The sequence below is a fragment of the Lysobacter antibioticus genome (genome assembly GCF_001442535.1).
In the GTDB taxonomy this organism is placed as follows: domain Bacteria; phylum Pseudomonadota; class Gammaproteobacteria; order Xanthomonadales; family Xanthomonadaceae; genus Lysobacter; species Lysobacter antibioticus.
This window is the reverse complement of record NZ_CP013141.1, coordinates 3186364-3205312: the sequence shown is the minus strand read 5'-3', so window position 1 is coordinate 3205312 and position 18949 is coordinate 3186364. Positions and strand designations below refer to the sequence as shown.

General features: G+C 68.2%; 16 protein-coding genes. 6 read left to right on the top strand and 10 right to left on the bottom strand.

Annotated elements, in window-relative coordinates; translation table 11 throughout:
• Nucleotides 1-331: 331 nt before the first annotated feature.
• The 4 genes from GLA29479_RS13050 to GLA29479_RS13035 all read left to right on the top strand — a co-directional run bounded on the left by GLA29479_RS13050 (nucleotide 332) and on the right by GLA29479_RS13035 (nucleotide 4801).
• Nucleotides 332-1765 (top strand): SH3 domain-containing protein, encoded by a 1434-nt coding sequence (locus tag GLA29479_RS13050; protein ID WP_057971845.1) that lies wholly within the window; start codon nucleotides 332-334, stop codon nucleotides 1763-1765.
• A gap of 150 nt (nucleotides 1766-1915) precedes the next feature.
• Entirely contained in the window at nucleotides 1916-3013 is a 1098-nt protein-coding gene (locus GLA29479_RS13045) for a dipeptide epimerase (protein WP_031373019.1), read from the top strand.
• 52 nt (nucleotides 3014-3065) lie between these two features.
• Nucleotides 3066-3914, top strand: a complete 849-nt coding sequence (locus GLA29479_RS13040) for a MurR/RpiR family transcriptional regulator (protein WP_057971844.1) — start codon at nucleotides 3066-3068, stop codon at nucleotides 3912-3914.
• A gap of 158 nt (nucleotides 3915-4072) precedes the next feature.
• A complete protein-coding gene (locus tag GLA29479_RS13035) occupies nucleotides 4073-4801 on the top strand; it encodes a L,D-transpeptidase family protein (RefSeq protein WP_057971843.1) in 729 nt (242 codons plus the stop codon).
• Nucleotides 4802-5938: 1137 nt separating this feature from the next.
• Here the strand turns inward: GLA29479_RS13035 and GLA29479_RS13030 are convergent.
• From GLA29479_RS13030 to GLA29479_RS12995, 8 genes are all read right to left on the bottom strand, one after another.
• A complete protein-coding gene (locus tag GLA29479_RS13030; RefSeq protein ID WP_057971842.1) occupies nucleotides 5939-7810 on the bottom strand; it encodes a DUF885 domain-containing protein in 1872 nt (623 codons plus the stop codon).
• A 210-nt stretch (nucleotides 7811-8020) separates the two neighbouring features.
• Nucleotides 8021-9223, bottom strand: coding sequence for a M24 family metallopeptidase (locus tag GLA29479_RS13025; RefSeq protein ID WP_057971841.1), 1203 nt, complete (start codon nucleotides 9221-9223; stop codon nucleotides 8021-8023).
• Nucleotides 9220-10806 carry an aldehyde dehydrogenase (NADP(+)) gene (locus tag GLA29479_RS13020; RefSeq protein ID WP_057971840.1) on the bottom strand — a complete coding sequence of 529 codons (1587 nt, stop codon included), beginning with the start codon at nucleotides 10804-10806 and terminating at the stop codon, nucleotides 9220-9222. Before GLA29479_RS13020 ends, GLA29479_RS13025 begins: the two co-directional genes overlap by 4 nt.
• A 1-nt stretch (nucleotide 10807) precedes the next feature.
• Nucleotides 10808-11713: a dihydrodipicolinate synthase family protein gene (locus GLA29479_RS13015; RefSeq protein WP_031371924.1), complete on the bottom strand. Its 906-nt coding sequence runs from the start codon at nucleotides 11711-11713 to the stop codon at nucleotides 10808-10810.
• Complete coding sequence (locus GLA29479_RS13010; RefSeq protein WP_057971839.1) at nucleotides 11713-13047, bottom strand: FAD-dependent oxidoreductase; 1335 nt, start codon at nucleotides 13045-13047, stop codon at nucleotides 11713-11715. Before GLA29479_RS13010 ends, GLA29479_RS13015 begins: the two co-directional genes overlap by 1 nt.
• Nucleotides 13040-13288, bottom strand: coding sequence for a 2Fe-2S iron-sulfur cluster-binding protein (locus tag GLA29479_RS13005; protein ID WP_057916629.1), 249 nt, complete (start codon nucleotides 13286-13288; stop codon nucleotides 13040-13042). The genes GLA29479_RS13010 and GLA29479_RS13005 overlap by 8 nt, the downstream gene beginning before the upstream one ends.
• A complete protein-coding gene (locus GLA29479_RS13000; protein WP_057971838.1) occupies nucleotides 13285-14400 on the bottom strand; it encodes an NAD(P)/FAD-dependent oxidoreductase in 1116 nt (371 codons plus the stop codon). Before GLA29479_RS13000 ends, GLA29479_RS13005 begins: the two co-directional genes overlap by 4 nt.
• A 5-nt stretch (nucleotides 14401-14405) precedes the next feature.
• Nucleotides 14406-15344, bottom strand: coding sequence for a 4-hydroxyproline epimerase (locus GLA29479_RS12995; RefSeq protein ID WP_057916628.1), 939 nt, complete (start codon nucleotides 15342-15344; stop codon nucleotides 14406-14408).
• A 111-nt stretch (nucleotides 15345-15455) separates the two neighbouring features.
• On the opposite strand from GLA29479_RS12995, the gene GLA29479_RS12990 reads away from it, so the two are divergent.
• Together GLA29479_RS12990 and GLA29479_RS12985 are read left to right on the top strand one after the other, a co-directional pair.
• Entirely contained in the window at nucleotides 15456-16175 is a 720-nt protein-coding gene (locus GLA29479_RS12990) for an AraC family transcriptional regulator (protein WP_057971837.1), read from the top strand.
• Nucleotides 16176-16267: 92 nt separating this feature from the next.
• Complete coding sequence (locus tag GLA29479_RS12985) at nucleotides 16268-17098, top strand: leucine-rich repeat domain-containing protein (protein WP_057971836.1); 831 nt, start codon at nucleotides 16268-16270, stop codon at nucleotides 17096-17098.
• Nucleotides 17099-17167: 69 nt separating this feature from the next.
• Here the strand turns inward: GLA29479_RS12985 and GLA29479_RS12980 are convergent, their stop codons facing one another.
• Complete coding sequence (locus tag GLA29479_RS12980) at nucleotides 17168-17647, bottom strand: RidA family protein (RefSeq protein WP_057971835.1); 480 nt, start codon at nucleotides 17645-17647, stop codon at nucleotides 17168-17170.
• Between the two features lie 7 nt (nucleotides 17648-17654).
• Nucleotides 17655-18731 (bottom strand): arginase family protein, encoded by a 1077-nt coding sequence (locus GLA29479_RS12975; protein ID WP_082639012.1) that lies wholly within the window; start codon nucleotides 18729-18731, stop codon nucleotides 17655-17657.
• Between the last annotated feature and the right edge of the window lie 218 nt (nucleotides 18732-18949).

Genomic DNA, 18949 nt, shown 5'->3' with positions numbered 1-18949 from the left:
CGCGGCCACGGCCAGCGCCGCGGCCAGCACGGCCGCCCGCCAACTCCCAGCGAAGAAGACGATGGCCCTCGCGCGGGGAGCGATAAACAGCAGGTCAGTCACGGGATCCATACCTGGTGTCACCCACGCGGGGGCCATCGATTCATGGCTGTGTAACATGAAGGGCGGACTCGGTCAATAGATTATTCTCTATCTATTTTTTGTAGGAAGTATGTATTCTGCGGACCGACCCGACGTCGCGCGTTCGTCGAAGCCGGGTGGGTGCCGGACGACCGGCATCGGGCCTGTGACGGCGCGCGGGATCGGCCCAGCGCGCCCGGAGCATGAAGCGATGCGTAGCGACATTCGCCACCCGCAGCATTCCCACGGCCGCGCCGCGCTGTTGATCGCGGCGTTGTTGGCAGCCGTGCCCTTGGGCGCGGCGCCGGCCTTCGCACGCGAGACTGCGCGCACGCCGGCGACCGGCGTGATCGGCATCGAGGAGGGGCAATTGAACGCGGACTACTGGATACGCCAGCAGGCCCAGCCCGACACGACGATACTCGACCGCAAAGCGATCGACGCGCAGAACCAGCGCCTGCATCGGCTCGACCCGTCGGTGCACGATATCGAACATCTGCCGGCAAAACTGCGACGTGCGCAGGTGCGCGAATGGATCGCGGCGCTGTCGCAGGCGCGCGAGGAAACCTTGTACGACGAGCGCGGCGAAGAAGTGCCGGCGCCGACCTTGCAACAACTCGGCGACGCCCTGGCACTGGATGCGATCCCGGCGCAACAGGCCACGCGCTACGGCATGGTCGTGCGCCGCGCCGACCTGCGCACCTTCCCGACCCGGCTGCGCGTGTTCACCTCGCGCGGCGACACCGACATCGACCGTTACCAGGAGAGCGCGCTGTTCCCAGGCACGCCGGTGGCGATCGTGCACGAGAGCCTCGACGGCAAGTATTGGTTCGTGGTCAGCGAGCTGTACGCGGCCTGGGTCGAGAAAGACCGCATCGCCGAGGGCGAGGCGAAGCCGATCTTCGCCTACACCCGCAAGGCGCCCTATCTGGTCGTGACCGGCGCGACCGCGCGCACCGTGCATGCGCCCGAACAGCCCGGTGTGTCCGACGTCCAGCTCGAGATGGGCGTGCGCGTGCCGCTGCTCGCCGACTGGCCGGCCGAGCGCCCGGTCAACGGCCAACACCATTACGCCTCGCATGTGATCGAGTTGCCGTATCGCGACGGCGAGGGGCGGCTGCGGTTTTCCCCGGCGCTGCTGCCGCGCACCTCGGAGGTTTCCGCGGATTATCTGCCGCTGACGCAGGCTAACTTGGTCCGCCAGGGCTTCAAGTTCCTCGGCGAACGCTACGGCTGGGGGCACTCCTACAACACCCGCGACTGCAGCGGCTTCGTTTCCGAGATCTACCGCAGCTTCGGCGTGCAGTTGCCGCGCAATACTCGCGACCAGGCGGTCAGCCCGGCCTACAACCGCATCGACCTGGCCGACGACGTCAGCCACGAGGACCGCCTGAAGATCCTCAAGACCCTGGAAGTGGGCGACCTGATCTACATCCCCGGCCACGTGATGATGGTGGTCGGCCACGAGGACGGCTGGCCCTACGTGATCCACGACACCACCGGCATCACCTTCCGCGACCGCACCGGCGAGCTGGCGCGCGTGCACCTCAACGGCGTCTCGGTGACCCCGTTGGTGCCGCTGCTGTTCAACCGCGAGCAGCCGACCGTGGACCGGATCACCAGCATTCAACGTATTCGTCCATGAGCGAGGCCATCCACGCCGGAGAGCGATGCTCTCCCAAGCCGGGGCCGCCGACTTCACACCACCGTCGATACCCTGCGAAGTAGCGTCGCCGAGCGCCGCCACCCTCCCAACCACCGAACACGCCGAACGAACCAAGACCTTACCGACCACATGAAGATCACCGACATCCGATTCGGCATGCTGCGGGTCCCGCTGAAGACCCCGTTCAAGACCGCGCTGCGCACGGTCGACGTGGTCGAGGACATCGTCGTCACCGTCCACACCGACACCGGCCACATCGGTTACGGCGAAGCGCCGGCGACGGCGGTGATCACCGGCGACACCCACGGCTCGATCGTCGAGGCGATCCGCAAGTTCATCTCGCCGCGCCTGATCGGCGAGGAGATCGCCAACCTCAACCGCATCACCGGCCTGATCCAGGGCGCGTTGGAGAAGAATTCCAGCGCCAAGGCCGCGGTCGAGATCGCGGTCTACGACCTGTGGGGCCAGCTCTACGGCGCCCCGCTGTACAAGATGCTCGGCGGCGGCGACCCGGTCATCACCACCGACATCACCATCAGCGTGGACTACATCGAGAAGATGGTCGCCGACTCGATCGCCGCGGTCGACCGCGGCTTCGAGTCGCTGAAGATCAAGGTCGGCAAGGACATCGGCGTCGACATCGAGCGGGTCAAGGCGATCTATGCCGCGGTCGAGGGCCGCGCCCTGCTGCGTCTGGACGCCAACCAGGGCTGGACCGCCAAACAGGCGGTGTATGCCCTGCAGACCCTGGAAGACGCCGGCGTGCGCCTGGAACTGGTCGAGCAGCCGGTCAAGGCGCAGGACCTCGACGGCATGAAGTACGTCACAGATCGCGTGCACACCCCGATCATGGCCGACGAGAGCGTGTTCGGCCCGGCCGAGGTCATCGACCTGATCCGGATGCGCGCGGCCGACATCATCAACATCAAGCTGATGAAGACCGGCGGCCTGTCCAAGGCCATCCAGATCGCCGACATCGCCGCCATGTACGGGGTCGAATGCATGATCGGTTGCATGATCGAGACCAGCATCAGCGTCGCCGCCGCGGTCCACCTGGCGGTGGCCAAGTCCAATGTGATCACCAAGGTGGATCTGGACGGTCCCTCGCTGTGCGCATTCAATCCGGTCGACGGGGGAGTTATCTTCAACGAATCGGAGATCACGGTGACCGACGCGCCGGGCCTGGGCATCCGCGAGATCCGCGGCCTGGAACCGCTCGACGTCTGAGCCGCGGCTCCGGTTTCGCCACAGGATTAGCCGTACAGGACTGGACCCGCCGATGTCGCCCTTGCTCAAGATCCGCTCCGAACGCGACCAGATGTCGGCGATCGAACGCCGGATCGCCGATTACCTGCTCGAGAACGCGCACCTGTTGCGCGACTACTCCTCGCAGCAGCTGGCCAACGCGCTCGGCATCAGCCAGTCGAGCGTGGTCAAGTTCAGCCAGAAGCTCGGCTTCAAGGGCTATCCGGACCTGAAGTACTCGATCGGCGAGGCGGTCGCGCGCGGTCACGGCCAGGACGACGCCCACGCGGTCGAATCGGTCCACGCCGACCCGCACGCCGCCCTGGCCGAGCGCCTGTGGCACGGCAAGGCCCGCGCCGAGGAGGAAACCCGGCTGATCAACCCGGCCGAGCGCATCGACGCGATCGCCGAGCTGATCCAGGACGCGCGCCGGGTGTTCATCATCGGCCTGGGCGAGGACGGCATCCCGGCCCGCGCCCTGGCGATGAAGCTGGCCATGATCGGCATCCTCAGCGTCCACCACTTCGACCCGGTGCTGATGACCGCGAGCACCGCCACCGCGAACCAGAGCGACCTGCTGCTGGTGTTCTCCGAGCTCGGCAAGCAGACCGCGCTGTGCCACCTGGCGCGGACCTTCGGCGAAGCCGGCGGCAAGGTCGTCTCGGTGACCCGCCACACCCCCAACCCGCTGCGCGCCCACGCCGATTTCTCCCTGCTGGTCTCGGCCCACGACGAGCGCGCCCACGTCGAGCCGCTGCTGTACCAATCGGCGCTGCAGCACCTGCTCGACCTGATCTTCATCCTGCTGTGCGAACGCGGCCAGGGCCGGCTCAGCCAGCTCGACAGCAACGCCGAACGCATTCAGGACATGCTCGACACCTGATGCCGCGCGATGCGCCGCGAGGAATGCCCATGCTGCCGTCCTTCCGTTTGCCCTCGTCCGGACGCGATTCCGCATCTCCTGCCAGGCCCGCGGCCAAGTTCAAGCCCGCTTCGGGACGGCGCCGGTGCACCGGCCTCATCGCGGCGGGACTGGCCCTGATGCTGGCCGGCTGCGCCACGACCGGCACCGACCGCTACGGCGGCGAAACCAGCCAGGCCGGGCAATTGCTGGTCGTAACCACGGCCGACTGGGACGCCAACCAGGGCCGGCTGCAGCGCTACGAGCGCAATGGCCAGCAGTGGCGCCCCGTCGGCGATGCGGCCGAGGTGACGATCGGCCGCTCCGGTTCGGCCTGGGGCCTCGGCCTGCATCCGGCGCAGCGCGACGGCCCGGTCAAGCGCGAAGGCGATGGCCGCGCCCCGGCCGGCCTGTTCCGCATCGGCACCGCCTTCGGCTACGCCGACCGCGCCGCCACCGCCCTGCCCTACAGCGCGATGACAGTGTCGGACTACTGCATCGACGTCAGCGACTCGCCCCTGTACAACCGCATCGTCGATGCCAAGACCGTCGGCGAGGCCGCGGTCGCCGGCTCCACCGAACCGATGCGCCGCGACTTGCATGCCGGCGGCGACCAACGCTATCGCCAAGGTTTCGTGATCGAACACAACCGCGCCGGCGTCGCCGGCGCGGGCAGCTGCATCTTCGCCCACCTGTGGAAAGCCCCGGGCGAAGCCACCGCCGGCTGCACCGCGATGGACGACGGCGAGATGAATCGCTTGCTGGCGTGGTTGAAGCCCGAAGCCCAGCCGGTGTTCGTGTTGTTGCCGCAAGCGCAGTACGCGCAGCATTGGCGGGCCTGGGGGTTGCCGGAGCCGACGGCGCGCTGAGCGAGGCGTCGCGGAGCGGCTGCGGCATCGCCTCGGCTGATCTGCGGCAGCGACGCCACCAAGGGTAGGAGCGGCGCAAGCCGCGACCGCGTCGTTTCGGTCTCGCGGCGGACCGCTGAAGCAAGATCAAGATCAAACGCCAAAAGCTTCCGCCACTAAAGCGGCGGGTTACTTTCTTTTGTCATAAGCAACAAAAGTCCGTCTGGATTCCCTTCGGTCAAAGGTAACCAAAGAAGTTGCTTCTCTTTGAATCACAGGCCCGCACGAGCGATGCATACGCAGGGATTTTTCATACGGGACATCCCTGTCCCGATGAAAAACGGCGCGCATCCATGCGCGCCGCCCTTCGGGTCTTCCATTGCCTTCGCGAGGGCGAAGCGACGCACAGCCACTGCCACAGCTACAGCTACAGCTACAGCTACAGCTAAGTACGACGACACCATCCCCTGTAGGAGCGACGTGAGTCGCGACCTCGCCCCCACGCCACGTCATTACCAACACGGCACGGCCTCCAGATTGCTGCGCCGTTGTCGTCGTGACGCGGTCGCGGCTTGCGCCGCTCCTACCCAAGAGCCGCCGCAATGCACACCGTTTTCGGTTGCCGTTGCCGTTGCCGTTGCCGTTGCCGTTGCCGTTGCCGTTGCCGTTGCCGTTGCCGTTGCCGTTGCCGTTGCCGTGAAAGCTTGGCGCAGTTCCAACCTAGCGAGAACATCTGGAGACCCGGAGGGCGCCGCACAGGACGTGCGGCGTTTTCCGATAAGACAGGGACGTCTTATCGGAAAATCCCGGCGCGCGCTGCGAACTCGTGGCCTGCGCCCTTGCAAGGAAGGCCTTTTCTTTGGTTATCTTTCTTTTGGGCCAGCAAAAGAAAGTAACCCGGCCGCGTCAGCGGACGGAAGCTTTGCTATTGGTGTTGCTTCGGTACCTTACGGCCGGAGGCGCCGCATTAGAAGCCGGCGCGGTCGCGGCTTGTGACCAAAGGAAATCCAGTAGGACGCCGCCCCTACCCAGCGACGGTTCACGGCTTCGATCAGCGACGACGGCAGCGCGATGCCTGCCTGTCCCTTGGTCGCGGCTCACGCCGCTCCCACAGGAGGAGCGACGCAGCCCAAGTCACCAGTCGATACGGCGACCCGATCAGGGCTTCGCAGCCGCCGCAGCGGCGGTCTTCGCCCGCTGCGCCGCCGCCTTGGCGCGACTCTCGTCGATGAAACGATCCGCACGCTGCTCCAACACCGGCAACGGCACCGAACCCAGGGCGAGAATGGCGTCGTGGAAGGCGCGGATGTCGAAGTCCTGGCCCAGGGCCTGCTCGGCCTTCGCGCGCGCGCGCTCGATGCTCATCTGGCCGAGGTAATACGACAGCGCCTGTCCCGGCCAACCGATGTAACGGTCGACTTCGGTCTGGATCTCGTGCTCGCTGAGCGCGGTGTTGTCGCGCAGGAAGGCCTGGGCACGCTCGCGGCTCCAGCCGAGGTGATGAATGCCGGTGTCGACCACGAGCCGGCTCGCGCGCCACATCTGATAGGTCAGATAGCCGAAGTAGTCGTAGGGCGTGTCGTACAGGCCCATCTCGATACCGAGCTTCTCCGAGTACAAGGCCCAACCTTCGCCATAGGCGGAGATGTAGGTGTAACGGCGGAAATCCGGCAGGCCTTCGTGTTCGGCGGCGAGCGAGGTCTGCAGGGAATGGCCCGGCGCGGATTCGTGCAGGGTCAGCGCGGCCAGGTTGAACAGCGGCCGCGACGGCAGGTCGTAGGTGTTTAGCAGGTACACGTCGCGCCCGCCGCGGCCGGCGGTGTAGAACGGCGCCAGGTCCGAGGGCACCGGCCGGATCGCGAAACGCTGGCGCGGCAGCAGGCCGATGTAGTTGCCGATCTGGCCGTCGACGCGCTTGGCCAGCCACGAGGCGCGCATCAGCAACTCGTCGCCGGTCTTCGGGTAGAACTTCGGATCGGTGCGCAGGTAATGCAAAAATTCCGGGAACGTGCCCTTGAAATCGGTCTTGGCGATGGTCTGGTCCATCTGCGCGCGGATCTTCGCCACTTCCTCCAGGCCGATCTTGTGGATCTGCGCCGGCGGCAAGTCGAGCGTGGTGTACTCGCGGATCTTGGCCCGGTACAGCGCCTCGCCGTCGGGCATGGCCTCGGCCGCCAGCGTGGTGCGGGCCTGCTTCATGTACTCGTCCTGCATGAAGGCCAGCAGCTTGCGATACGCCGGCAGCACCTGCTCGTCGATCGCCTTGGCGGCTTCGGCGCGCAAGCGCGCCTGTTCGGCCGCGGGCATGTTCGCCGGCATCTGCTTGAACGGGGTGTAGAGCAGGTTGTCTTCGAGCTTGGCGTCGACCACTTCCTTGATCGAGGCGTCGCGGCCGGTCAAGGTCACGCGCGGCACGCTGTAGCCGCGCACCAGGCCAGCGCGCATGTTGTCGATCTGTTCGTCGAAATACCGCGGGATATCGCGCAGTTGCCCGAGGTAGCGGCGATAGCCTTCGGCGTCGCGGATCGGACGGCGCGCGGTGAAGCCCAGGTTGGTCCAGAACGCGCTGTCGCTGTTGAACGGCATTTCCCAACCGCGCAGGCGCTGGTTGGCGAGCAGGCTCTGGATCTGCTGGCGGAACACCTCGTAGTTGACGGGGTCTTCGCCGCGCAGTTGCGTCTTGTCGATCGCGTCGAGTTCCTTCAGCACCTGCGCCCAATAACGCTCGCGCTCGGCCTGGGTGGCGGTGTCGACCTTGGGCAGGCGGCTCGAGGCCTGGCCCTGTACGTCTTCGTCGTCGCCGCCGGCGAACTGCGCTTGCCGCCATTTCCATTCGCGCGTGTACAGCGCCTTGAAACGCACGCCGGCTTCGCTGTCGCGCGCACTCGCCTCATCGGTCGCGGTCGCGGACGGCGCCGCAGTGGCGGCCGCTTCGGCGGCGAAGGCCGGAGCCAGGCTCAGGCCCAGCAACATGGCGGCGGTCAGGGCGGCCAAGGGCGCGCGCGGCGAAGCAGTTCGGATCGAAATCATCGCGGGACTCGTTCGGGATGCGGACGGATGCGGGCCATCATGCGGCAATCCGCGCGAACGCGGATGTGCCTGAAGTGTCTGCCGATGCCGATCCGCGGCCTGAATTCCCCCTCTGAACGGGCCGCCCGGGGGGACCGCCGATACGGCGCGGCAGGCGGCCCGCGCAGAGGAAGCCCGGAATTCGCCAGCGGACTCAGCGCCGCCAGCAACTCAATCGGCGAACGGCCGGTCGATCGCCAGCGACGGCGGGGTGAACCAGGCCGCGCCGTTCTCGGTCACGTAGAAGTGATCCTCCAAGCGCACCCCGAACTGGCCGGGGACCACGATCATCGGCTCGTTCGAGCAGCAGTTGCCGGGCTCCAGCCCGACCCGGTTGCCGCGCACCAGATACGGCGCCTCGTGCACGCTCATGCCGCAGCCGTGCCCGGTGCGGTGCGGCAAGCCGGGCAGACGATAGTCCGGCCCCAGGCCGCCGCGTTCGAGCACCGTGCGCGCGGCCTGATCGACCGCTTCGCCGCTGATGCCGGGGCGCACCGCATCGAAGGCGGCCCGTTGCGCTGCAAGTTCTAGTTCCCAGATCCGCGTCTGTTCGCTGCCGGCACGGCCGCAGATGTAGGTGCGGGTGATGTCGGATTGATAGCCCTGCACCGCGCAGCCGGTGTCGATCAATACCAGTTCGCCCTCGCGCAGGGTCTGCTCGCCGGGAATGCCGTGCGGGTACGAGGTCGCTTCGCCGAACTGGACGATGCAGAAGGTCGAACCGTTGTCGGCGCCGAACGCGCGATGCGCCTCGTCGATGAAACGGCGCAAGGTCGCCGTGCTCACGCCCTCGTCGGCCAGACCGGCGGCGAGCCGGTGCACCTGCAGGGTCATCGCCGTGGCCTGCTTCATCAGCGCCAGTTCGGCCTCGCTCTTGCGCGCCCGGCAACCGTCGACGATGGCGCTCGCATCGACGATCTCGAGCGTGGGCGCCAGTGCGCGCAAGGCGGTGAACACCGCATACGGCGCGCCCGGGTCGAGCGCCAGCCGAGTGGCGCCGCGCGCGCGCATCGTGTCGAGGACGAGTGCGCAGGGATCTTCGTGTTCTTCCCACAGGCGCGGTTCGCCCGGGATCTTGAGCACGTGCGAAAGCGAACCGGATTCGAATCCCGGGCAGATCACCGCCGGGTCGCCGTCGAGGGTCAGCAGCATCGCCACCAGCCGTTCGCTCGCGCCCCAGGGTACGCCGGTGAAATAACGCAGCGAGGTGCCGGCGGTGATCAGCAGGGCCTCGCAGCGCTCGCGCCGCATCAGCTCGCGCGCACGCTCGATGCGCTGCGCGTACTCGTCGGCGCCGATCGCCGGTGCGCGCTCACTCCACGGTTGCAGGCCGGCACGCGCCTGCTCGAGGGTCAAACCACCGATCTGGGTCATGGTGCGGCTCCAAGGTCGTCGTAGGTCCAGCGGCCGTCGACCTGGCGCGCGATGCCGCCAGGATTGCGGTCGCGCAACTCCAGCGGCAGCAATTCGTCGCGCACGTGGTCGTAGCAATGCAAGGCGGCGAAGCGGCGGATCGCCGCCGGCAACCCGACCGCGGTAAAGCCGGGATGACCGGTGCTCGGGTAGGGTCCGCCGTGGTGCATGGCCGGACTGACCGCGACACCGGTCGGCATGCGGCTCGCGATCAGGCGGCCGACGCGCGGGCGCAGGCTCGCCGCCAGGCGGGCCTCGTCGGCGGCGTCGGGTTCGCCGGCGTAGATGGTGCCGGTCAGATTGCCTTCGAGCCCCTGCGCGATCGTCACGGCCTGTTCGATACCGTCGACGCGCACGACCAGGCTGGCCGGGCCGAAGGCCTCGCTTTGCAGACGGCGGTCGGCCAGAAAGGTCGCGGCATCGACGCTGAGCAGCGCCGGTTGCACGCGATAACCCTCGCCTTCCGCCGCGGCGCCGCCGGCGACGAGTTCCGCGCCGGCCTCGCGCCAATCGGTGAGCCCTTGCCGCAGATGATCGAGCACGCCGCGCGAGAACATCACCCCGGACGGGGCCTGCGCGAACGAAGCCGCGGCCGCGTCGACGAAGGCATCGCCGTCGGCGCCGCGCGGCAACACCACGATGCCGGGATGGGTGCAGAACTGACCGGTGCCCATCGTGCAGGACGCGAAGAACTCCTGCGCCAAGGCTTCGCCGCGCTCGCGCAACGCGCCTTCGAGCAAGAACACCGGATTGACGCTGGACAGTTCCAGATAGGCCGGCACGCCGGCCGCGTCGGCCCGCGCCTTCAGCGCCAGGCCGGCGTTACGGCTGCCGGTAAAGGCGAGCGCACCGAGCCGCGCATCGCCGGCCAGGGCCAGCCCTTGCGCGGGATCGAGGTGATACAGCACCTGCAAGGCCGCGGCCGGCAAGCCGGCCTCGACCAGGGCGCGGTGGGCCAGTTCGGCCAGCCGCTGGCTGGTGGCCGGGTGCGAGGGATGCACTTTAGCGATGACCGGATTGCGCGCGGCGATGGCCGAAGCGAAATCGCTGCCGGCCACCGCGTTGAAGGCGAACGGGAAATTGTTCGGCCCGAAGATCAGCACCGGTTTGTGCAGCGGCGCGAGATGGCTGCGCAGGCCGGTCGCCGTGTCGATGATCGGCTGCGTCCACGAGCGCTCGCGCACCGCCCGCGCGGCCTGTCGCAACTGCCCGGTGGTACGGGGCAATTCGACTTTGGCCAGGCGCGGTTCGATCGGCAGCGCCGTTTCCAGATGCGCGAGCGCGACCAGGTCCGGCCCGTCGTGCTCGATGCCGAGCGCATACGCCTCGAGAAAATCGGCGATGCGCTCGGGATCGGCCGCGGCCAGTTCGTCGGCGACGGAGCAGGCCGAAGCCAGCGCGGCCTCGGCGTCGGCCGCGCCGGACACCGGGAACGCCGGCCCGAACGGCGTGCCGCGGGTCGGATCGAAGGCGCGGAAGTCGCCGCCGGCATCGCGCGAGGCCTGCCAGCGTCCTTCGATCAATACCGGTTCGCGCGCGCCCATCTCAGCGGCCCGGATGCGCGGCGATGGCGCGCTCGATCACGGCGAGCGCGGCGTCGCGCTCGGCGCCGACCAGGACCATGCGCGGCGCGCGCACGTGCTCGCTACCCAGGCCGACGCGCTCCTGCACCAGTTTGATCAACTGGACGAACTTGGGCACGGTGTCCAGACGCAGCAGCGGCAGGAACCAGGCGTAGAGGTCGGCCGCGGCGCGCGCACCGCCGTCGCGGGCGAGCTCGAACAACTGCACCGATTCCTTCGGGTAGGCGTTGACCAGGCCGGCGATCCAACCGGTCGCGCCCATCGCCACGCCCTCGACCACCGCATCGTCCATGCCGACCAGCAGGTCGAGACGCTCGCCCAGCAGCGAACGGATCGCGGCGAAGCGGCGCACATCGGTCGAGGACTCCTTGACCGCCTGCAGGTTCGGCAGTTCGGCGGCGAGTTCGGCGATCTGCTCGGGCACGAAATCGGTCTTGTAGGCGATCGGGTTGTTATAGAGCATGCACGGCAGCGGGGTCGCTTCGATCACTGCGCGCACATGCGCCTTCATTTCGCGCCAGTCGCTCGAATACACGTACGGCGGCAGCACCATCAGGCCGGCGCAGCCGATCGCCGCGGCTTCGCGCGCCAGGCGCACGGCTTCGTCGGTCGACAGCGCGGCGATGCCGGGAATCACCGGCGCGCGGCCGTCGAGCGCCTGCACCAGGGTGCGCAGGATCGCCAGCTTGTCCTCGAAGCTCAGCGTCGCCGCTTCGCCGAGCGAACCGAGCGGCACGATGCCGACGCAGCCGGCATCGATCAAGGTGCGCGCGTGTTCGGCGAGGAAGGCGTGATCGATCGCACCGTCGGCGCGGAACGGGGTGGTGATCGCGGGGATGACGCCACGCCAGAACGAAGCATTGCTCATTAGACAGACCCTTTGGATTCGGTAAGGAAAGTACGTTCGGAACAAGAACGATCGAGGTAAGAGCCGGCTGCGGCCAAACTGGCCAGCCGGGTGGGAAAAACCGGCGGCCGCGCGGCATGCGCACGCGTCGCCGGTACCAGCAGACCCAACTCGGTCAGCGCCGTGCCGCAGATGCGGCCCTGGCAGCTGCCCATGCCGCAACGCGTGGCGAGCTTGGCCGCACGCGCGTCGGAATATCCTTGCAGCTGCGCCAACGCCACGTCCTCGCAGCGGCATACCAGCGTGGTCGGCTCGGCGAGCTTGCGCACGTCGTCGCGCAGGTCGAAATAGCGCGGCAACAGATCGGCGAAGGCACGTGCGTGGCGACGCCGCGGACGCAGCGCGCGCGCGGCATCGTCGGCGCCGGCGGCGGCGTGCCCGGCCATCGCGCCTTCGACCCGCGCGACATCGACGCCGCCGATGCCGCAGGCTTCGCCGGCCGCGTACACGCCGTCGACGCTGGTCATCAGCCGCTCGTCGACGCGCACGCGCGGGTGGCGCCCGTCGAGCTCGAGTGCGCAGCCCAGCTGCGCGGCGAGTTCGGTGTTCGGCACCAGCCCATAGCCGACCGCGACCTGGTCGCAGGCGATGCGTTCGATCCCGCGCGCGCTTTCGATCTCGACTTCGCGCACCCGCTCGTCGCCGTGCGCGGCGCGCACCCAGCTCGCGCGCCGATAGGCCACCCCGGCCAGGCGCGTGCGCAGCGCCGCGGCCTGCAGCAACTTGCCCGGCCAGCGCCACAACTGCGAGGCGAACGCCATCAGCGCCGCGTCCGGCGCCTGTTCGCAGATCGCCAGCACCTGCGCGCCATGCCGGCGCAAGGTCGCGGCCGACGCCAACAGCAGCGGGCCGCTGCCGGCGAGGAGTACGCGCTTGCCGGCGATCGGCCAGCCTTGTTTGGTCAAAGCCTGCAACGCGCCGGCGCCGCTGACGCCGGGCAAGGTCCAGCCCGGGAACGGCAACAACAGTTCGCGCGCGCCGGTGGCCAGCACCAGGGCGCCGTATTCGATTTCGCGCACCAGGCCGGCTTCTTCGATCAGCACCCGGCCCGGCGCGGTCGCGACGACCTGCGCCTGCGGCAGCCAATGCAGATTGCTGCGCGCGCGCATCTCCGCCACCGCCAGGCGCGCGGCGGCCGGTGCGGATTTGCGCACGTCGTGACGCCAGATCTGCCCGCCCGGGTTCGCCTGCAGATCGACCAGCACGACGTTGACGCCGTGGCTGGCGGCCGCGCGCGCCGCCGCCAGCCCGGCCGGACCTGCTCCGATCACCAGCACGTCGCAGGGCTCAGTCATCGCGCTGCACCTGCATGCCGTCGCGCGCCACCACCACGCAGGCGCGTTGATGGGCGACGCCGTCGATGCTGACCCGGCACTCGAAACACAGACCCATGCCGCACAGCGGCGCACGCGCCTCGCCACTGCGCGAGCGGCGAAAGCGCAGACCGAGCTGGGCCACGGCCGCAGCGACGTTGGCCCCGGCCGGCACTTCGACGGCGATGCCGTCGATCGACAATTGCACGTTCGAACGTTTCATCGCAGCGCGCGCTCCGGCAAGAATGGCGCGGGATCGATGGCTGGCGCGCGGCCGAGCATCTGGTCGAGCAACAGCTGCGCCGTGCCCAGCGCGGTGGTCACGCCAAGCCCTTCGTGGCCGGCCGCGACCCAGGTGCGCGGCCGGTCGGCGACGGCGCCGATGTAAGGCCTGCCGTCGGGCGTGGTCGGCCGGAACCCGGTCCACACCCGCAGCGCCTGCAATTCGCCCAACATCGGCAGGAACGCGAAGGCGCGTTCGAGCATGCGCCGCAGCATCGGCAACGACACCGCGCGGTCCTCGACACCGAACTCGCGCGAGGAACCGATCAGGATCTGCCCGGTCGGACGCGGCTGCACGTTGAAGGCGACGCTGCTGTCGGCATCGCCGTGGGCGCTGTCGGCATAGCCGAGTTCGAGCAATTGATGGCGCACCCGCCCGGGGTAGCGCTCGGTGATGACCAGGTGCCCTTTGCGTGCGCGCATCGGCAATTGCGGCAGCAGCTCGGGCACGGCGCAGCCGGTCGCGACCAGCACCGGGCCGGTCAGTTCGCTGCCGTCGTCGAGGCGCGCACCGTTCGCGGTCAGCGCGGTCACGCGGCGACCGAGGAAGTCGCTGGCGCCGGCCTGCAGGGCGCGCTGCAGCAAATGCTGGGCGACGCGCGGCGGATACACCACCGCCTCGTCGGCGACCAACATGCCGCCGCACAGGCCCGGGGTGAGCCCGGGTTCTAGTCGGTACAACTCGTCGGCGTCGATTCGTTGCGCGCGAACGCCGGCCGCGGCCAGGCGCGCGATCTTGGCGGCGACGCCGTCGAACTCGCGCGCCTCGCGCGCGACCCACAAGGTGCCGCAACGGCTGAATTCGGCTTCGGGCAGATCGGCGAAGCGTTCCCACAGGGCCAGCGAATACCGCGACAAGGCCAGCTCGGCCGGGTCGTCGTCCATCGCCACCAGATGCCCCATCGCCGCCGCGGTGGCACCGCCGCCGACCGGGCCGGGCTCGACCACGGCGACCCGCAGCCCTTCTTGCACGGCACGCTCGGCGCAGGCGCTGCCGACGATGCCGGCACCGACCACGATCAAGTCGTAGGTGTTGGAAGGCGTTGCGCTCATGCCGGTCACTTCGCCGCGATGCCCCAGGCGAAGGGGTCGGCTTCGTCGATCAACAACTGCGCGTGTGCGGTGATGTATGCGCTGCCGGTGATGGTCGGCAGGACGCCGCGCGGGCCCGGGCGATAACGCCCTTCGAACACGCTGCCGAGCACGCTCTCCTGGCGCCACACCGCGTCCGCCGCGAGCTTGCCGTCGGCGGCGAGGCAGGCCAGCTTGGCGCTGGTGCCGGTGCCGCAGGGCGAACGGTCGTAGGCCAGGCCCGGGCACAGGACGAAGTTGCGCGCGTCGACGCCGGGCGTGGTCGACGGCGTTTCCAGTTCGATGTGATCGATCGGCGCGCCGTCGGCGCCGCTCACGCCGGCCGCTTCCAGCGCATGCCGGATCGCTTCGGAATAGTCGCTGAGCTCGCGCTGGTGCAGCAGCGAGATCACCCGCGCGACGCGGGCGATGAAGAACCAGTTGCCGCCCCAGGCGACATCGCCGACGACTTCGCCGTAACCCGGTACCTCGATGCGCACGCCGGCCAGATGGCGCCAGCTTTCGACGTTGTCGACCGAAACCCGGCCGTCGTCGTGCAGTTCGGCACCGACCGTGCCGACCGGCGTTTCGATGCGGTGCCGGCCCGGCTGAATCCGGCCGAGGTGCTGCAGGGTGCGCACCAGACCGATGGTGCCGTGGCCGCACATGCCCAGATAGCCGACGTTGTTGAAGAAGATCACTGCGGCGGCGGCCTCGGGCTCGCTCGGCGGCAGCAGCAAGGCCCCGACCACCGTGTCGGAACCGCGCGGCTCGCAGGCGATGGCCTGGCGCCAGTGGTCGAATTCGGCACGGAAGCGCTCGCGCTTCTCGGCCAGGCTGCCGCTGCCCAGATCGGGGAAGCCGGCAACCACGACCCGGGTCGGTTCGCCGCCGGTGTGGGAGTCGATGATGTCTAGGCTGTGCATGCCGCCATGCTCGCGTCGGCGGCCTCGCGCGTCTAGGAATCCTTGCCGGTCATGGATGCGGAATTCGGCATAATCAGGCTATCGTTGAGGAACCGCCCGGAGCAGGCCGCCATGTCCCTACTGATTCCCGCCGACCTCATGCAGACCCTGTGCGACGCCCTGCCGGACGTGGTGTTTTTCGCCAAGGACGCGTCCGGCCGCTACAGCCACGCCAACCTGACCCTGGTGCGCCGGCTCGGCCTGAAGCGGCGCGAGGACGTGATCGGCCGCGACGTCACCGAGCTGTTTCCGGCCCGCCTCGGCGGCCGCTATGCGATCCAGGACCGGCGCGTGCTCGACGGCGAGACCATCGAGAACCAGCTCGAAGTGCATTTATTCCCTAACCGGCAACCGGGCTGGTGCCTGACCGGCAAGCGCCCGCTGCCGCTGGCCGACGGCCGCACCGGCCTGGTCGGCCTGTCGCGCGACCTCGGCGCGCCCGACGGCCATCACCCGACCTACGAACGCCTGCGCCGGGTCACCGAACATATGCAGGCGCACTTCGCCGGTGCCTTGCGCGTGACCGCGTTGGCCGAACTGGCCAAGCTGTCGGTCGCGCAACTGGAACGCCATTTCCAGCGCGTGTTCCAGCTGACCCCACAGCAGGCCCTGACCAAGATCCGCATCGAAGCGGCGATGCGGTTGCTGCAGGAAGAGGCGAGCATCGCCGAGGTCGGCCAGTCCTGCGGCTTCTCCGACCAGAGCGCGTTCGCGCGCCAGTTCAAGGCCACCGTCGGCATGGCGCCCAGGGAGTACCGGACTTTGCACCGCGATTACCGTTCCAAGATTTGATGCGCTACCGGATCCTATCGAGGTTCGATTCGCGTTGACCCGTCCATAGGAGGCATAGATCATGCCGCACAGTAACCACAGAATTCGGGTATATGACCGTAGACGGAAACGATGGTCCGACGCTGCAAAGCGAATTCGATGGCAGCGACGTCGCTGCGCTGATCGCAGCCGGCCCTATCCAACGACTGACCATCGATGGCAAAGCGCTGCTGACCAAAGCGCACGCGCGCGAGCTGTCCGCCCTTCCCTTCATCGACGAGTTACGAGTGATGGGCGCGGTCACGCGACGGGCCATGCAACATGTACTCGGAGTACCGCAGTTGCGGGAGCTCGATGTAGGGCGCATTCGGCGCCCAGGCCGCCTACAGGGCTTCGGTTCCGCGGAACATCTGCGCGTGTTTCGCGAACATTACGGGCTGGCGGAGATGGACATACTGGAAGTCGCGCGTAGCCCGGGCTTGACCGAACTGTCGTTGCATTCGGCGCGACTCACGCACCGCGCTTTCGACGCCCTAATGGAAATGCCAGCGCTGCATTCGCTGGATATCGAAGGAACCCCGTTCGATGACGTCATGGCTGCCAGCCTCAAGCGCTCGGCGACCCTGCTCCACCTCGATGCGGGTCGAACTCGGGTCACCGGCAGAGGGCTGGCCGCGATTCGCGAATTCGAACAACTGCGCTCACTCGATCTTTGGTGTACCAACATCCCTCAGGCTGAACTGAACTTGCTCTGCGGCATGCCCATGCTCGAGTACTTATCCCTCGGCTGCGCCCAGGATGAGTACCACCTTCACATCGAAGGCATCCTGCCGATACTGGGCGAGTTGCCGAGCCTGCAACGCCTGTGGCTCGACGGCATCGAAGTTCCGGAGAGGATTCAGGCGGAATTGAAGAGTCGCTACGCCTACGTCCGTATCAACTGAATGCGGCCCGACACCGGATCGGTATCGATCTCGCGAGGTGGAAGAGCGGGGGGCGGTAGTTTTGATCCCTTATGCCAACGCGATCGCCTCGATCTCGATGCGCCAGGCTTCGTCGTAGATGCCGGTCACCACCACGCTGACCGCGGGATCGGCGCGGCCGGTCAACAGGCGGTGGCGGATCTCATGTTCGCGCTTGCGGTCGCGCGCGCGGGCGAGAAAAACAGTCAGCTTCGCCAAGTGGCGCAGGTCCATGTCGGCCGCGCGCAGTTGCGTCTCGATGTTGGCCCAAGCGAGAGCGCATTGTGCGGAAAAATTCCGCGGCGCCTCGCCCTGTGCGTCGACCGGGATCTGGCCGCTGACGAACAGCAGCCTGGTCGCGGCAGTGATGGGATGAGTTTGCGCGGCGTGGATTGATTCGCCGTCGGACGCGGTCGGCGAATCGCCGCCGGCTTCATCAACGACTTTGCTTCGGGGCTTCGACGCTGCGGCAGGCCCCGACAGCAAGGTCATCGCCGCGGCACTGGCCAGCAGGAAGCTGCGCCGCTGCATGGCGAGGTCAGCGTGCCGGTGCGGGCGATGCCGCGTCCGCAGCGCCTTGCCGCGACCAGCGGCCGCTGTCTTCGAAGGCACCCGCGACGGTATCGGCCAGATGCGACGCGAGGCGCCCGTCGGGGTCGAGATCGGGATCGAAGATCGTCAATTCCATGCCGACCGCATCCGGGCTGGCGAGCAGTTGGGCGAGCAAGGCACGCAGTTGCGCGAAGTCGAGGCCGCCGGGGTTCGGCGAGTCGACCGCCGGCATCACCCGCTCGGCCAGCACATCGGCGTCGAGATGAATCCAGTAACCCTTGGTCGGCCTCGCCTCCAGCCGAGCGCGCGCCTCGCGCCCGGCGCGTTCGGCGCCGAGACGGCGGATCGCCGCAGCATCGATGGCGTGGATACCGGAACGCTCGAAACTCTCGACCTCGTAGTCGACCCGGTCCTGGTCGGCGACCGCCAAGCCAAGATGGACGACATCGTCGCTGCGGAAATAAGGCGAACGACCGCGCAGGTCGGACAGCGCCGCCGGGCCGTGCCCGGTCGCCAGGCCGAGATCGAGCCCGGCCGCGGTCAACAGCCCGCGATAACGGCGGCGGTCGCGGATGAAGGAAAAGTCGTCGTGGGCATCGATGAAGGCCAGGCCGTAGCGGCCTCGCTGCTTGAGGGCCAGGCCGCTGCCGAGCAGTACGCTGCAATCGCCGCCGAGCACCAGCACGAACCGGCCCTGGGCGAGCAGCGGCATCAGGCGGTCGGCCAGGGCCTGGCTGTAGTCGCGCAGCGCGGCGCCATTGCGAAAGCCGATCGCGAAGTCGGCAGCGGGCGAATAAGGCGGCGCGTCGACGCGGCCGCCATCATCGGCACGCAGGCGCTGCAGCAGCCCGGTCGCGCGCAAGGCCTCGGGGAGTTTGCGCACGCCCGGTTCGACACCCGGCGCCGGCGGACGCAAGCCCAGGTTGCTCGGCGCATCGATGACGACGAGGGCGGCAAGGTTCGACAAGGCGGCTCCGGGCGCGACGGGCGGCGGCTGAGCGCAGGCCGGCAGCAGCGAAGACAAGGCGGCGCCGAGCACCGCAGGTCCGATCGCGAGGCGCATCCACATAACCTCTTAATGTGTCTTTAGAGGTTATTCCTGTCCGATTGAACCTGTCAATTATGTTTTGACGGTTATGGCTGTGCGACGTCATCTGCGCCATTCATATGGAGGCGGTAGCGTTCCGATTGCCTCCCGCAAGGGCCGCTCCCCACAGGATCTCCTTAGGTCATCGGCCACGGCCGCGCGGTCGCTAGAGCTGATATCCCCTGCAGGCATCG